This is a genomic window from Candidatus Methanocrinis alkalitolerans (genome assembly GCF_029167205.1).
GTDB classification, from domain to species: Archaea; Halobacteriota; Methanosarcinia; order Methanotrichales; family Methanotrichaceae; genus Methanocrinis; species Methanocrinis alkalitolerans.
Window position 1 is genome coordinate 50,015 of the sequence record NZ_JARFPL010000005.1, and the last position, 15,083, is coordinate 65,097.

Genomic DNA, 15,083 nt, shown 5'->3' on the forward strand with positions numbered 1-15,083 from the left:
ATCATGACCCTACCGATGGAAGAGCTGCTGGATACAGCGGAGAGGATAAGGTCGATGGAGATCCGGGGGGCGGCCCTCATTGGAAGGGCCGCCGCCGGGGCCCTCAAGGACTTCGCCCTGTCGATCGAGGCCGCAAGCCTCGAGGAGTTCAACGGAGAGGTCCGCCGGGCCGCCGAGGTCCTCCTGAATACGAGGCCTACGGCCGTCTCCCTATCCAACGCCGTCAGGATAGTGATGCGCTACCGCGGCGACGACCTGGAGGCTGCCCGGTCGTCCCTGGCGAAGAACGCTGATTCTTTCGTAGAACGATCCCTCAAGGCCGTCGAGAGGATCGGGGAGATCGGGTCCCGGAGGGTCCTCGACGGCGATGTGATCCTCACCCACTGCAACTCCTCGGTGGCGTTATCCATCATCAAGACCGCCTTCGACTCCGGCAAGGATATCAGGGTCATCGCCACGGAGTCGCGGCCAAGGTACCAGGGCCACCTGACGATAAAGGCGCTGGACGGCTGGGGGATCGAGACGGAGCTCATCGTCGACTCCGCCGTCAGGACCGTCATCAACGAGGTCGACCACGTCATCGTGGGGGCGGACGTAATAACCGCCAACGGCTCCCTCGTCAACAAGATCGGGACCGCCGCGATCGCCCTCGCCGCCTCCGAGGCGAGGACGAGCTTCGTCGTGGCGGCGGAGACCTACAAGTTCAGCCCCGAGACGATCATGGGGGAGCTCGTCCCCATCGAGATGAGGTCCCCTGAGGAGGTCTACCCCGAAATATCAAAGTTGCAGCACGTCCGGGTGAGAAACCCCGCCTTCGACGTCACCCCCCATCGGTACATCGACGTCATCTGCACCGAGATCGGGGCGATCCCCCCCGAGATGAGCTACCTGGTGATAAAGGAGATGCTCGGCGGGGAGCTGGAGAGGCAGCGCCTCTAAAGATCACCCCCCTCCGATCCTCCTCCCCCTTCTAAAAATCAGCACCGCTGCGGCGCCCAGGGCGGCGCATATCCCGAACCCCGGCATCTCCTCCCTCTCGGATGTTCCATCTCCTTCTGCTCCACCCAGGTCTCTCACGACGGGGCAGGCCGGATACTCCTCCTCCTGCTCCATCAGATCCTCATAAGGCTCCTTCGAAACGGCATCTTCGGCACGGTCTGCTCCTGGAGCCGGATCGTCGGCGACGATGACCTCGACGGGGGTCCACTCCGGCGGGGCTCCCGCGGCTGCGATCCCGACTTCAAAGGTGTAGCTTCCCGGAGGAACGGCCGCCGCCTCCACCAAGAGCTGACAGTCGAACTTTCGCCTCGTCCCTGAATCGACCCATTTGGTGCAACGGGGGCCGACTATGGAGAGCCCCTCGGGGATGTTTCTGAAGATGAGCCCCGCATAGGTGCTCTGGGACCCCAGGTTCTGGACGGATATGGTGAAGCCGGCTTCGCCTTCTGGGCTGACGAAGATGGTCGGAGCATCCACGATCTTGAAGAATACCGACGCCTCCGCCCCTCCTGCGATTATGAGGAGGAGAAGAGCAGCAAAGACTCGTTTCATGCTCTTTTATAGGCTGACCATGATTAAACTCCTTTCGGACAGATATGAGATCCTGAGGAAAAAGCCGATCTGAAGGTGAGGCCGCCAGATATACGGACCGGATAAAAAATGGTGGAGAACTGCGGCCACCCCGCCGGGGGGGACCGCAAACCCGACTTGGAGTCTCCTAAAAATTAACCTAAATCGGCAAAGGTGCGCCGGCTCCAACTGGGAACGACATTAAGGTGGTCACGTCCACCGGCTTTTTTCGGCCGTCGTCGGTCGTCGGTGCCGTCATCGCGACGGCGGGGGTCTCGGCGGCTGGGGTCAACGTGGCGGCGGTCGTCACCGGGGCTGCAGCGGCCACCCTGGCGGGCTCATACCCCGAGGTGTCGGGGTTGGCCAAAAAGCCGGAGATCATCCCCTCGTTGACCTTCCCGTTGCTATCGGACTGGACGAAGCTTCCCGCGAGGTCATCTGCGGTGGCGGTCCCGACGATCAGCGTCGATACCAGGACGCCGTCCTGGAGGGATAGGATATGAAGCTCGATATCGTCACCTGACACTGACCCGGAGACTACGCCGTTCCAGGGCTTGGGGGTCTGGGAGTTGGCGGCGCCGAAGAGGATATCCTCCGACTGGTGGATGACCATGGAGATTAGGGAGTCGTCAGCGGTCAATATCCAGGTTCCCTGGAGGGTCAAAGCCGCAGACTCGGCACCTTCGGTGGCCGACGTCTCTGGTTGCGTAAAGGCCTCGGGTTCTGCCGCATCTAAGTCGGTCGTTGACGTCTCCGTCGGCCCGGCGACGACCGTCGTGTCGATCTCCGTCCCGTTCGTCGATTCGTCGGCATTTTGTGCCATCGAAAATCCTGATAATAGGGAGATGGCGAGGATCAAAGATAGAACGATACATCTATATTTCAAGCTAACACCTCTTTCATTTTTTCCCACTCCGTTAGAGGGCAGCGTTTTTATCCCCACTGCCATCTCACAATTTCGTTCCACCGTTAATAAGCTTTTCATCGACAAAAACCCGCCTTCGAATCTCAAGAGCCCCGAGATGGCCGGTTGATCCTCGCCAGCATCTCCAAGGGGTCCGTCGTCGGCCGGTGGCAGACGTACTCTCTGCAGACGTAGGCCGTCGCCTTTTCGTCCACCATCGAGAGGTGCGCCGCGAACTCGGGGAACATAGATAGATCCGGTTCCTCTCCCGCGGGCCTGAAGAGAACTACCTTTCTGGGCAGATACCTCGACCAGAGGGCCCTCTTCATCTCTCCGGTATCCGGGGAATCCGGATGCCCTATTATCACCACCTCCGATGCCGGTCCCAGGGCGAAGTCGAGGGCAGAGAGGAGGTGGAGGTGTGCGGCCGGAGCAGCCCACGCCCGGGGGGCGAAGGCATCCAAGGCTTTTGAGGCGATCACTTCGAGCTTCGGATCGGCGTTCATCCTGGCGAGCCTCAGAAGGTCGAAGACGGCCACGGCGTTTCCCGAGGGGAGGGCGCCGTCGTGGGAGTCCTTTCTCCTGTGGATCAGATCCTCGCCGTCGATGGGGGTGAAGTAGAAGCCTCCACCCTCCTCGTCATGGAACCTCCCCACCATATCTCCCGCGAGGTCGTTGGCTGCTTGGAGGTATTTCGTCTCGAACCCCGCCTCGTAGAGCTCCAGGAGCCCCCATATCAGGAAGGCGTAGTCGTCGAGGTTTCCCAGGATCCCGGCGGATCCCCGGCGGTAGCGGTGGAGGAGCCGTCCATCCCCGTCCCTCATCTTCTCCAGGACGAAATCCGCAGCCCTGGATGCCGCCTTTTCCAGGGCCACCTCCCCCAGTACCTGGGCGCCCCGTCCGAGGGCGGCGATGGTGAGGCCGTTCCAGTCGGCGAGGATCTTGTCGTCCAGGAGGGGCCTTGTCCTCTCCTTTCGGGCGGAGAATAGCTTCTGGCGGGCTACCTGGAGCCTCTCATACAGATCAGCCTCTCTGACCCCCAGCTCTTCCGCCACCTCTCCGACTGCCCTCTTCAGGTGGAGGACGTTCTTTCCTGTGAACCGTCCCGTCGCCTCCTCCCGGAAGTTTCCCTCACCCCGGACGTCGAAGACCCTCGCCGCGGCTGCTGCCTCTTCGCCGTCGAGGAGAGCGTTCAGCTCGCCATTCGTCCAGAGGTAGAACTTCCCCTCCTCTCCCTCGCTGTCGGCGTCCTCGGCGGAGTAGAAGCCCCCTTCAGGAGAGGCAAGATCCCTCAGGACGTACTCGAAGACCTCCCGGGCGATCCTGCCGTACCTCTCGTCCCCGGAGGCCTGGTGGGCCTCGAGGCATGCGATGGCGATCATCGCCTGGTCGTAGAGCATCTTCTCGAAGTGGGGGAGGATCCAGCCGGCGTCCGTGGAGTAACGGTGAAAACCGTATCCGAGATGGTCGAAGATCCCACCCCTCCTCATGGCGTTCAGGCTGATCTCCGTCATGGAGAGGCCTCCGGGATCGCCGGTCCTCTTGGCGTGGCGGAGGAGGAAGAGGAAGGTGGCGGCCGAGGGGAACTTGGGGGCGGACCCGAAACCCCCGTTTCTGGCATCGAAGCGGGCGACGAGGCTCTGGTATGCCTGTCTGATCGCCGCCTCGTCGAGCCCCCTTCCGGGGACCTCCGGTGGGGACCGTCGGAGGGCGGCGGTCACCTCCTCCGCGGAATTGAGAAGCTCGCCCCGCTCCGTCCTCCAGAGGAGGCCGATCCTCGGGACGAGGTCCAGCATCCCAATCCTTCCGAACCTCGACTCCCGGGGGATGTAGGTGGCGGCGAAGAAGGGCTTCTTATCGGGGGTGAGGATGACGTTGAGGGGCCAGCCGCCGGAGCCGGTCATCATCTGCGCGACGTTCATGTAGACGGCGTCGATGTCCGGCCTCTCCTCCCGATCCACCTTTATGCAGACGAAGGTGGCGTTCAGAAGGCCGGCCACCTCCTCGTCCTCGAAGGACTCGCGGGCCATGACGTGGCACCAGTGGCAGGTGGAGTACCCTATCGAGAGGAAGACCGGCTTATCCTCCCTATCCGCCTTCCTGAAGGCCTCCTCCCCCCAGGGGTGCCAGTCGACGGGGTTATCAGCATGCTGGAGGAGATAGGGGCTCGATTCGTAAGCCAGTCGGTTCTTTTTAGTTCCCATAATGATCACCAGCTCGACTCTTCATGGCGGCGCTGTTCTCGATCACGCCGCCCTTCAATCCCCGTGGTATATTCGCAGAGCCTCTTCGACGCTTCTGTCCTCGACGGTTATCGCGTAGATGGCGTCGCAGATCCTCGCCGCCTCGTCGAGCCCCTTCTGATGAATGTTCCTTCCGGTGGCGTTCCCGGCGGCCCCGCTGATGTGGATCTGGTCGTGGAGCTCCCGAAGGAACTCTTCGGGGTCGCGGCTCGCCCCTCCGGCGCAGACGACCTTCGTCCTCCCGGCGGCGGCCACCGCCTCTTTGAAGATCTCCTGGGACCTCTCGCCCTCCCTCTTCGGATAGTTGACCTTTACAAAGTCTGAGCCCAGGGCTGCGGCGACCCCGGTCGCTCCCGCGATGAGGTGGGGGTCCTTCTCATTGCTTACGGCTCTGCCCCGGGGGTAGATCCAGAGGACGGTGACGAGCCCGAGGCTGTGGGCCTGATATACCGCCTGGGCCGCCTCCCGGAGCATCTCTGCCTCGTGCTCGCTCCCCAGGTAGACGGTGTAGCCGACCCCCAGAATGTCGAGGCCGCTGTCGTCGGCAAAATCCGCCACCTGATCGACTTCTATGAGCTGGAGGCTTCTGGGGTCCATCTGGTCAGTCTTGACAAGGTCGGTCTTGGAGTTGAGCTTGACGAGGTAGGGGACCCTCGGATAATCCATTCCGTATCGCGCGATGAGGCCGAGCTGGGCGGCGAAGACCCCGATCTTACCCCTGTTGGCGATCCGGAAGAGGTGCTCGGGGTCCGCGTCCTCGGGGCTGATCCCCTCTCCGAAGAAGTCCCGGTTGAGGTGCTCTACCTTCTGGTCGCCGGCGAAGAGCATCAGCCTGCCGCTCTCCTTTGTGATCTCGAGGTAATGGTCGATGTAATCGTCCCTCATTCCCGGGGGGACGTCCAGGGGTACCGATACGTCCTCACGTCCTATCTTTATCGTCATCTTCCTCAATCCTCCGATATCGTCTCAACCTCCACCAGGGGGACGATCTTCTCGACGTCCTCCCGGGTGGCGAGGGCCGTCCCCCGTCGCAGCGTCGTCGCCGTCCCGGCGGCCGTCGCCCAGATCAGGGCCTCTTTAAGGTCATCTCCTTTCGAGAGGCCGTAGATGAACCCCGCCACTGAGGAGTCTCCGGCGCCGATGGTGTTCACCACCTCCACCTTTGGAGGTACCGCTTGGTAGGCCTTCCCGTCGGAGACGAGGAGGATTCCCTTCGGCCCCATGGAGACGAGGACGGTTTCCACCCCCTTTCTGTTGATCTTTCGGGCCGCCTCCAGGATCTCCCCCCTCTTCTCAAGCTTTTTTCCTGAAAGGTGGCTCAGCTCGTGGATGTTAGGCTTGATGATGTCGGGCTTGCCCCTTATCCCCACCGAGAGCGCCTCCCTGTCTACGTCCAGGACCACCTTCGCTCCTCGAAGCCGTGCGGTCTCTATGATCTTCCGATAGATCTCGGGGTGGGCTCCCGGCGGGAGGCTTCCGCCGATGCTGACGAACTCCGGCTCCTCCACCCGTTTCACCACGTCGACGATCTCGATCAGCTCGAAGGGCTTGACCATGGGGCCTATGGAGTTGAAGATGATCTGACGGCCGGTGGCGATCTCGTGGACGATGACGTTGATCCTCGTCTCGCCGGATACGGGGATGAAGCTGCAGCCGGTACCGTCTCTGACCAGCTGGCCCTCCAGCTGCCTCCCCGCAAAGCCGGCGATGAAGCCGAGGGCTCTGTTCTCTATGCCGAAGGCGGTCAGGACCTTGGATACGTCGATCCCTTTCCCTCCGGCGTAGCTCTCCTCTCGGATTATCCTGTTGGGGACGTCCTCTCTCATCTCGTCGATGAGGAGGGTCCGATCGAGGGCAGGGTTCAGGGTTATGGTGTAAATCATGCCCATCCTCTCCTCTCCCGGTAGATCTTCATCATAGTCTCCACCGTCTCGGGATCGACCATCCCCACCGTGGAGACGGTCTCGTAGAACCTGGCCGGTATCCTGGCCTTTTTCAGGTCGAAGCCCTCCCGCACCTTGAACCTGTACTTCTCTTCGAAGATCTTTCTTCCCAGGATCTCCAGATCCTCCACGCTCCTCTCGATCCCCACCGATCCCAGGGCCTCGATGATGTTCTCGGTGGAATAGACGCCTCGAGCAAAGAGGCAGCCAATGAGGGAGTTGTAGACCCCCCTCGCGTCGTCCTCCTGGATGATGGCGTCGACCATCTCTTCGGGGCTGAGGCTCTTCTTCGCTGCCTTTTGGTCTATGCCGTATCCGGCGTTGTCCAGGTGGGAGTGCCTCACCCCCACGGTGAGGCCTACGATGGATGCGGGACCGGTGTGGTAGCCAGGAACCTCGTTTCCGCCGAGGGCCATGGCGAATTCCCTGCCGCCGTACTTTTCCGAGGCGACCTCGACCCCTTCTGCCAGGGCCGAATAGAACTCGTTCTTCTTCTTGACGATCTCGTCTATCGCCTTCAAATAGCCCTCGACGTCGTCCCATTTTAGGGCCAGGCCCAGGGTATCCTCGGTGGTTATGAGCCCCCGCTCCAGGGCCTCCGTCGCCCAGGCGAGGACGACTCCGGTGCTGATGGCGTCGATCCCCTGCCGCTCGCAGGCCTCAATCAGCTCTAAAATCCCCTCGGGAGAGGTGACGCCGAGGTTTGATCCCAGGGCGTAGATCAGCTCGAAGTCGTAGGATATCTTTCTGATCTCGTACTCGTGATGGCGGGAGAAGGAGGTCTTGAGCATACCGATGTGGATGCAGCCGATGGGGCAGTGGGCGCAGGATACCCTCCGGAATAGGTAGTTGTCGGCGAGAACCTCGCCGCTGATCTTCTCCGCCGCTTCGAAGCTGCTGTCTTGGAAGTTTCGGGTGGGAAGCCCTTTCAGCTGGTTTAAGACGTTGATGTTGATGGGGGTTCCGATGTCGTGATACTTCTCCATGGCGTCGGTCTTGACGACAGTCCTGTAGAGCTGGTTGTAGATCTCCCTGTACCTTTTGGGGTCTGGGACCTCCACATCCTCCGTCCCCGAGACTACCATCGCCTTCAGGTTCTTCGAGCCGAAGACGGCGCCCAGGCCCAGCCTCCCGAAGTGTCTGTAAGTGTCGACGACGACCCCGGCGTACTTGACGAGCTGCTCGCCTCCGGGCCCGATCCTGATGATGCTTCTTCGGCCCACACCCTTCTCCACGTCGCGCAGGATGTAGCCGACGACGGTGGCGGGTATCCCCCATATCGACCTTGCGTCCTTGATCTTCACCTCGCCATCCCTGATGGAGATGTAGCAGGGCCGGTCTGCTGCGCCCCTGATGACTATCGCCTCATGGCCTGCGAACCTCATGGACATGGCGAGCCTCCCGCCGGCGTAGGACTCCCCCAGCTCGCCGTTGAGGGGGGATTTGAAGGTCGCAACGGTCTTGGTCATCGCCGGAAATAGGGCGGTGAGCGGTCCGATCCCGAATATTATGGGCGCCTCCGGCGAGAGGGGGTCTGTTCCTTGCGGACACTCTTCCAGGAGGAGCTGGGTCGCCACACCGGTTCCCCCCAGCCACTCCTCAAAGAGGTCGCCCCTATCCTCGACGAAGCTCTCCTTTTTGTCGAGATCGATGTAAAGAACTCTTCTGAGCATCCGTTCCACCTCCTTTCCCGATAATCTTCACTCCTCCACCTCTTCCATCTCCAGGACCCCGTGGGGGCAGAAGGCGACGCATGCTCCGCAGTGCTTGCACTTGATCGCCTTCCCTTCAGCGTCCATGGATATCGCCCGTATGAGGCAGGCGTCGGCGCAGGCACCGCACCCGTCACAGAGGTCCTTCTTGAAGACGACCCTCCCGTCCCCCCTCTTCTCCAGCGCCCCCCGGGGGCAGGCCGCAACGCATGGAGGGTCTTTGCAGGCGCGGCAGATCACCACGGCGAAGTCCCCTTCCAGCCCCCCCTGGGTCTTCACCCTGATGGCGCTCCTGTCGAGGGAGGCTCGGCCAGCGTTGATCCTGCTGCAGGCGAACATGCAGGAGAGGCAACCGATGCACCGTTCGGGGTGGGCGACCTTCAGCCTCCTCCTCTTCCTCTTGGCCCTCTCCGGGGGGGCCTCCTTCGACTCCCCGCCGGTCCCAGCTTCAGCCTCTTTCATAGCTCCTTTACCTTCCTCAAAAGATCGCGGTCGCATCTTCGCTGAATGGAGAACGGCTTGGCCGGTCCATCCCTCCGTGCCGACCTAAACTTCGTGCCGACCTAAAATTAGTTCGCATAATTATTAATCATTTCTAGTCCCCCGAGGGGCGGCGGAGAGGTCGGCAGCAGGTGGATCATCGGTGGAAGAGGGGCCGTCTGAAACGGCTGGTCTCTAAACCTCCCCCCTAGGCCGCCGTCGGAACTCACTTGGCGTCTTCGAACCTCTTGCCCAGGGCATCGAGGACGTGGGGGAGGGTGGTGTACTCCATATCCTCCATGGGGAGCCTGTGGGGCTCGAAGGGACCGTGCCTTCTCATGTAGTCTGTGACCTCGTGGACCCTCTGCCTGGTGAGGTCGAAGGCGGGGTCTCTGAAAAGGTCGACGGGGCCGATGAGCATCCCTCTCGCGATCTGGAACCCCGCGGCTATGACCCTGGGGGGTCCGTCGAACCTGGTGCAGATGGCGTCCTCGAAGGCGCAGGGCATCAGGGGGCCGTTGTGGCTCCCTCTCATCCATCCGCTGACGAGGTGGCCGAGGGAGAAGGGCTCCAGGACCTCTCCAAGAGCGGGAAGCCCAGACTGGGCCCTTACCAGGGCGACGGGGTCGTCCTTTCCTACGTAGGTCCCCGCCGTCTGGTAGAGCTTCTCGGTGCTGATGACGGCGGCGGCCTCGTCTCCGGGGAGCTTCCCTGCTTTGGGGTAGACCCTCTTGATGACGTACCTGCTCTTGGCGCCGATGAGGGCGAGGATGTCGTACATCTCCGCAGGAGAGTCCATCAGAACCTTCTTGTGCTCCATGATATCCCAGATCTCGAAGATGAACCCCCCGTGGATGTTGGGGTCGATGACGAGGCCAGCGGTGTTGAAGGGGTCGGCGAAGATCTTGAATATGGGGAGGTTGAAGGCCCCCGGCTCGGTCTTGTCCATCATGAAGGCGACTACCGGCTCCGCGCCCCGCTCGGCGAACTCCATCTCTGCGACTCCGGGCCCCATCCCCTTGATGTTGCCGCAGAAGGCGTCGCATAGGAGGTCCTGGCCGGCGCCGTAGAGCTTCAGCTCCTCGGCCTTCTCCGTCGCCTTGCACATCACCTCCCAGGCCAGGCCGTGGATCTCGGCGTTGTCCTCACCCAGACTGTGGGTCATCAGGAGCTGGAGGTCGTCGCCGACGGACATCACCTTGAAGTCTATGATCTTTCCATTGGCCTTCTCCTGGGCAAGAGACGACTCGGCGATCTCCTTCAGAGCCGGGTGAACGGTGGCGTGTCCGGGCCATCCTCCGACGTCTGCCTTGATTAAGCTGATAGTGATTTTGCTCATTTACAATCCCCTCTATCCGGTCGACCCTTCTAATCGAAATCGAGATCTTTAACCCCCCCAACCGCCTTTGGCCGATGACTGACAAGGGGAGCGTTGATTCGGATCGTTGCCAACCGGTCGCGGTGATTCTATTGCATCACGCTGTACCTGAACCCTTTTACCTGTTACGGTTCCGTTTTTTTACACCCAGATCCCGAAAGGGTCGGTTATCGATGGTATCCTCTATTCCGGGGCCGGGACTGGGGCCCGTGAATCGGAGAGGTCCAGAGAGTTTTATTACGGGGGAGGGCCACCTCATACGTTGAGGAGCGTTCGAGGATTATGGAAGTCATAGCAAAATATCGCGTCGAGACCGATCTTCCCATTGAGAAGGCCGCAGAGGCTATCGCGGCGGAGCAGTCGACGGGGACCTGGACCGATGTAGAGCGTGAGAAGCTGGCATCTGACCTCTCGGCCCGGGTCGTGAGGGCGGAGGGAAACTTCGCGTACGTCGCCTTCCCCGAAGAACTCTTCGAGGCCGGGAATATGCCTCAGTACCTCTCCGTCGTGGCCGGAAACCTCTTCGGCCTCGGAGACCTCAAGAAGGTCCGGCTCCTGGACGTCATCTTCCCCCAGAGCCTCGTCTCGGCTCACAAAGGTCCGAGGTTCGGCATAAAGGAGGCCCGGAAGATCCTCGGGGTCTTCGACCGTCCCCTGGTGGGGACGATCATCAAGCCGAAGGTGGGGCTCAGCCCCAGAGAGACCGCAGAGGTGGCGGGGCAGGCGGTGCGGGGCGGCCTCGACCTCATCAAGGATGACGAGACCCTCACCGACCAGTCCTTCTGCCCCATGGACGAGAGGGTGGAGGCGGTGATGGCGGAGCTATCGAAGGTCGAGGAAGAGACCGGGAAGAAGGCGTTCTACGCCGTCAACGTCACCAGTGGCGCCGAGGAGATCCTGGGGCGGGCCGAGGAGGTCATCGATCGCGGTGCCAACATGGTGATGGTGGACGTCCTCACATCGGGCTTCTCCGCCCTGGAGGTCCTCTCCCGAGGGGTAAAGGTACCCGTCCACGTCCACAGGACGATGCACGGAGCCTTCACCCGGGACAGAAGTCACGGGATATCGATGATACCGATATCCAGGCTCGTTCGGATGGCTGGGGGAACGAACCTCCATACCGGAAGCTACCTCGGCAAGATGGCCGGCGACAGGGAGGAGAACGACCGGTGCAGGGACGCCCTGCGGGACGAATGGTACGGCCTATCCCCAGTCTTCCCCGTCGCTTCAGGGGGCGTCCACCCCGGGAACGTCCGTCCCAACCTCGAAGGCTACGGGACCGACTGCATAGTCCAGGCGGGGGGCGGGGTCCACGGCCACCCATGGGGGACGACCGGCGGCGCGAAGGCGATGGTCCAGGCTGTGGAGGCCTGGATCGCCGGCGTATCGGAGGAGGAGTACGCCAGAAGCCACAAAGAGCTGGAAGCGGCGTTGAAGTTGTGGTCCCGGTGAGATATTCCAGAACGGGAGACGATGTACCCCAAAACCGAAGAGTTTATATTGTTACATGTTATGAGGAGAGAGCGTTTATCACAGCTTGAGTGATTGTAGCGCTGTCTGAAAACGGTAAAGATGTAGTGAGGGTAGAGGGATCAGATGACGAGACACGAAATCTTATCGAAGATTAAGCAGGCGGAAGCCGATGCTCAAGCCAGCATCGAGCGGGCCCAACAAGAGCGAGACAAGCGAATCGCCGATGCCACTGTCGAAGCGACGAACATTGTGAGAAACGCCGAGGCTGAATCGCAAGAGTATTATGAAAAGCGTCTTGCAGACGCCAACAACGCAGTTCAGTCCAAGAAGCAGTCGATCATCGATGAAGGGATGAAGAGCGTAAATGCGATGAGGGGCAACGCCAGCGCGAAGGTGGACAAAGCAGTAGAACATCTATTAAAGGAGTTTATGGGGTTGTTGCATGCTTAGACCCGTTGAGATGAGTCGTGTTGTCGTCGCCGGGTCGAATAAGGTTGTAGAACCTATCATAGAGAAGTTGCACGAGATGAACCTGTTGCACCTCGTCAACTATTCTGGTGCTGATGAATCCTTCGAGATGGGCAAGTCCCTGGAAAAGGCTTCTTTATACGCCGAACAGCTCATAAAGCTCCGGTCCATCGAGAGATACCTGGATATCAGCGACAAGATGCCTGACAAACAGTTCCCAGAGTCTCAGGTCCTCTCGCAGATGGACGGGATCCTCGGCAGCGTCGGCGACGATGTTATCGCTACCGCCGAGCGGATCGCTGAGATCGATAACGAGATCAAGGTCAAGCAGGATCAGGCCAAGTCCCTGAAACCCCTGGCCGGGCTTCCGCTTGATCTGGAGCTTTTATACGGCTACGACTCCCTCGCAGCTTTTGTGGGGACCGTCGCATCTCCCGTAGAGGCCGACGTCTCGAAGGTCTCATACGTCAACGAGGTATTCTCTTCAACTTCAGGTGGAACGAACGCTGTGGCGGTCTTCGTGCCGGTGGAGAAGGCAGGAGATGTTTCAGCGGTTCTCTCTGAGCACGGGTTCTCTGAGGTATCCGTACCCCGGGGACTGACCGGAAGCGTCGCCGGTGCCATAAGCACCCTCGAGTCCGACGCCAAGAGGCTGGAGGGAGAGAAGGCGCCGCTGGAGAAGAAGCTGAAGGATCTCAAAGCTCAGCACGAGGACCTTATTCTGGCCATCGACGAGCACATATCGATACAGTCCCAGAAGGCTGAGTCGCCCCTGAGGTTCGCCTCGACGGAGAACGCCTTCGTAGTCGACGGTTGGGTGCCTACCGGTCAGTTCGATATGATGAAGAAGGAACTGGAGAGCGTATCTGGGAGCCGGGTCCAGGTAGAGATGCTGGAGAGTTCCGAGGCTGAGAAGCTCGTCGAGGGCGGCGAGGACATCCCCACAAAGATGGACAACCCCAAGGTGGTCCGACCCTTCGAGCTGATCACGCGGCTCTTTGCCATTCCTGAGTACAAGGAGTTCGACCCGACGCCTCTGATATTCGTCTTCTTCCCGCTGATGTTCGGCCTGATCTTGGGAGATGTAGGGTACGGATTGATCATATTCCTCGTCATGCTGATGCTCCGGCGAAAGTTCAGGACGCCAGGCTGGCAGTCTCTGATAAGCATCGTCATGATATCGAGCATATGGGCTATAATATTCGGTATCCTATTCGGAGAGTTCTTCGGGCCACTCGGATTGTGGGCCTACATATTCAGTGGCGCTCACCACGTGGGGCTTCTGGGGACGGTGGCCCATCCGCACAGCATCGGCATCGACTTTGGACCTGAATTCTACGGTCCCCTTGGAAGGATTGGCCCCACAATTGCCGGCTTTGCTGGCCCCGTATTCCCGATGTTCAGGTTGGAGACCGCCTCTGTTCTTGTGTTGATCGGGATCAGCCTATTCATCGGCGTCATCCACACGGGCGTTGGTTCTATCCTGGGCGTAAAGAACGAGCTGGCGTACGGTGAGAAGAAGCACGCCTACTTCGAGAGGCTCCCCGTGCTCCTCTTCCAGGTCTTCTTCGTCGTTGGTCTTCTGGGAATGATCATTGGGGGATTGAGCCATCCGCTCGTAATCTTGAGCGCGGTGATCCTCGTCGTTTCCATAGGCATGATGGTGAAGGGTCCCGAAGGGGTCATGGGCGTAACTCACGTGCCCTTCTTTGTGAGCAACCTGATATCCTACCTGCGACTTCTGGCCATAGGCCTCGCATCGGTGGGCGTCGCTTTCGCTGCAAACCAGCTGGCATTCTACGTTGCGATGCCGATGCTGAGCGGCGGAGGACATGATGGCTTCACGACGATCGCGATCGTCGTCGGTATAGTTGTATTGGTCACTGTTCACTTCATCAACCTGCTCCTGGGGATCCTCTCTCCGTTCATGCACCCTCTGAGGTTGCATTACGTGGAGATGTTCACCAAGTTCTACAGCGGTCATGGTGGTGGAGTTGAGTACTCACCCTTCGGACGTGTCCGAAGGTTCCTGAGAGATTGAGCGATTAGGATTAATTAACGGAGGGATAAGGAAATGGTAGTAGAAAATATTGTCGATGGTGGAATACTGTACGGACTTATAGCTGTTGGCGCCGGTCTTGCGACTGGACTTGCCGGTATTGGTGCAGGTGTTGGTGAGCAGGGTATCGGAGCTGCTGTGGTTGGTGTCGTGGCAGAGGAGCCCGGCTTCCTGGGCAAGGGTCTCTTCCTGATGCTTCTGCCCGAGACGCTCATCATCTTCGGTCTTGCTGTTTCGCTGATCCTGATGTTCGCCTGGACGCCCTTCGCGTGAATTCGCCATCCTGAGCGAGGTCGAGAGGAATGGCACTAGACGCAGTAGTTGAGGACATCCTTGCCTCCAGCAAGAGCAAGGTCGCGGAGATAAACGCCGAGACCGAGCAAGAGGTTGCAAGGATACTTAATGAAGCCAGAGAACGTGCCGCGGAAATCAAGTCCGAAAAAGAAGGGGAGGCAGACAGCGCCGTAGAGGCTCTCGAGCGCAGGGTAATATCCAGCGCTCATCTTCAGGTGAAGAGGGCGGAGCTGAACGTGCGCAAAGATCTCATGGATGAGACTCGTAAGAAGCTCGTCGAGGCGGTATCAAAGCTGCCCGAGAAGGAGAACGAGAACCTCATCAAGGAGATCGTCAAGCCCTACAACCTGAAAGAGATGAAGGTCAAGTCCAGCAAGAAGGACGAGGCCTTCGTCTCTTCTCTTGCCCCCAACTTTGTCGGGACTGTCGATACCGCTGGCGGAGTCGTAATAGAGAGCGAAGATGGATCGATGAGCTACGATCACACCTACGAAACTCTGGCGAGTGAAGCATTCAGCAAGTCCATGAAAGACGTCTCCAAGATACTGTTTGGGTGAGTC

Annotated in this window: 14 protein-coding genes; 6 read left to right on the forward strand and 8 right to left on the reverse strand. The window is 60.1% G+C overall.

Annotated elements, in window-relative coordinates:
- The first annotated feature begins 15 nt into the window (after positions 1 to 15).
- On the forward strand, positions 16 to 939 hold the full coding sequence (locus P0O24_RS02505) for a ribose 1,5-bisphosphate isomerase (protein WP_394356668.1): 924 nt from the start codon (positions 16 to 18) through the stop codon (positions 937 to 939).
- Positions 940 to 942: 3 nt separating this feature from the next.
- Here the strand turns inward: P0O24_RS02505 and P0O24_RS02510 are convergent, their stop codons facing one another.
- The 8 genes from P0O24_RS02510 to fbp all read right to left on the reverse strand — a co-directional run bounded on the left by P0O24_RS02510 (position 943) and on the right by fbp (position 10,190).
- A complete protein-coding gene (locus P0O24_RS02510; RefSeq protein ID WP_316968161.1) occupies positions 943 to 1,551 on the reverse strand; it encodes a COG1470 family protein in 609 nt (202 codons plus the stop codon).
- A 178-nt stretch (positions 1,552 to 1,729) separates the two neighbouring features.
- Entirely contained in the window at positions 1,730 to 2,455 is a 726-nt protein-coding gene (locus tag P0O24_RS02515; protein ID WP_316968162.1) for a hypothetical protein, read from the reverse strand.
- A gap of 122 nt (positions 2,456 to 2,577) precedes the next feature.
- On the reverse strand, positions 2,578 to 4,677 hold the full coding sequence (locus P0O24_RS02520; RefSeq protein ID WP_316968163.1) for a thioredoxin domain-containing protein: 2,100 nt from the start codon (positions 4,675 to 4,677) through the stop codon (positions 2,578 to 2,580).
- A gap of 54 nt (positions 4,678 to 4,731) precedes the next feature.
- The gene (locus P0O24_RS02525; RefSeq protein WP_316968164.1) at positions 4,732 to 5,658 is read right to left on the reverse strand and encodes a beta/alpha barrel domain-containing protein; all 927 of its coding nucleotides are present in this window, start codon (positions 5,656 to 5,658) and stop codon (positions 4,732 to 4,734) included.
- Positions 5,659 to 5,663: 5 nt separating this feature from the next.
- Complete coding sequence (pfkB, locus tag P0O24_RS02530) at positions 5,664 to 6,605, reverse strand: 1-phosphofructokinase (RefSeq protein WP_316968165.1); 942 nt, start codon at positions 6,603 to 6,605, stop codon at positions 5,664 to 5,666.
- The gene (locus P0O24_RS02535; RefSeq protein WP_316968166.1) at positions 6,596 to 8,332 is read right to left on the reverse strand and encodes an aldehyde ferredoxin oxidoreductase family protein; all 1,737 of its coding nucleotides are present in this window, start codon (positions 8,330 to 8,332) and stop codon (positions 6,596 to 6,598) included. The genes pfkB and P0O24_RS02535 overlap by 10 nt, the downstream gene beginning before the upstream one ends.
- 27 nt (positions 8,333 to 8,359) lie before the next feature.
- On the reverse strand, positions 8,360 to 8,833 hold the full coding sequence (locus P0O24_RS02540) for a 4Fe-4S binding protein (protein WP_316968167.1): 474 nt from the start codon (positions 8,831 to 8,833) through the stop codon (positions 8,360 to 8,362).
- Between the two features lie 244 nt (positions 8,834 to 9,077).
- The gene (gene fbp, locus P0O24_RS02545) at positions 9,078 to 10,190 is read right to left on the reverse strand and encodes a fructose-1,6-bisphosphate aldolase/phosphatase (RefSeq protein ID WP_316968168.1); all 1,113 of its coding nucleotides are present in this window, start codon (positions 10,188 to 10,190) and stop codon (positions 9,078 to 9,080) included.
- A 321-nt stretch (positions 10,191 to 10,511) separates the two neighbouring features.
- Here fbp and P0O24_RS02550 point away from each other — a divergent pair, with 321 nt between their 5' ends.
- From P0O24_RS02550 to P0O24_RS02570, 5 genes are all read left to right on the forward strand, one after another.
- Entirely contained in the window at positions 10,512 to 11,681 is a 1,170-nt protein-coding gene (locus P0O24_RS02550; protein ID WP_316968169.1) for a RuBisCO large subunit C-terminal-like domain-containing protein, read from the forward strand.
- A gap of 144 nt (positions 11,682 to 11,825) precedes the next feature.
- Positions 11,826 to 12,152: an ATP synthase archaeal subunit H gene (gene ahaH / locus P0O24_RS02555; RefSeq protein ID WP_316968170.1), complete on the forward strand. Its 327-nt coding sequence runs from the start codon at positions 11,826 to 11,828 to the stop codon at positions 12,150 to 12,152.
- On the forward strand, positions 12,145 to 14,211 hold the full coding sequence (locus tag P0O24_RS02560) for a V-type ATP synthase subunit I (protein WP_316968171.1): 2,067 nt from the start codon (positions 12,145 to 12,147) through the stop codon (positions 14,209 to 14,211). The genes ahaH and P0O24_RS02560 overlap by 8 nt, the downstream gene beginning before the upstream one ends.
- A gap of 33 nt (positions 14,212 to 14,244) precedes the next feature.
- Complete coding sequence (locus P0O24_RS02565; RefSeq protein ID WP_316968172.1) at positions 14,245 to 14,502, forward strand: ATPase; 258 nt, start codon at positions 14,245 to 14,247, stop codon at positions 14,500 to 14,502.
- 29 nt (positions 14,503 to 14,531) lie between these two features.
- A complete protein-coding gene (locus P0O24_RS02570; RefSeq protein ID WP_316968173.1) occupies positions 14,532 to 15,080 on the forward strand; it encodes a V-type ATP synthase subunit E family protein in 549 nt (182 codons plus the stop codon).
- The last annotated feature ends 3 nt before the right edge of the window (positions 15,081 to 15,083 follow it).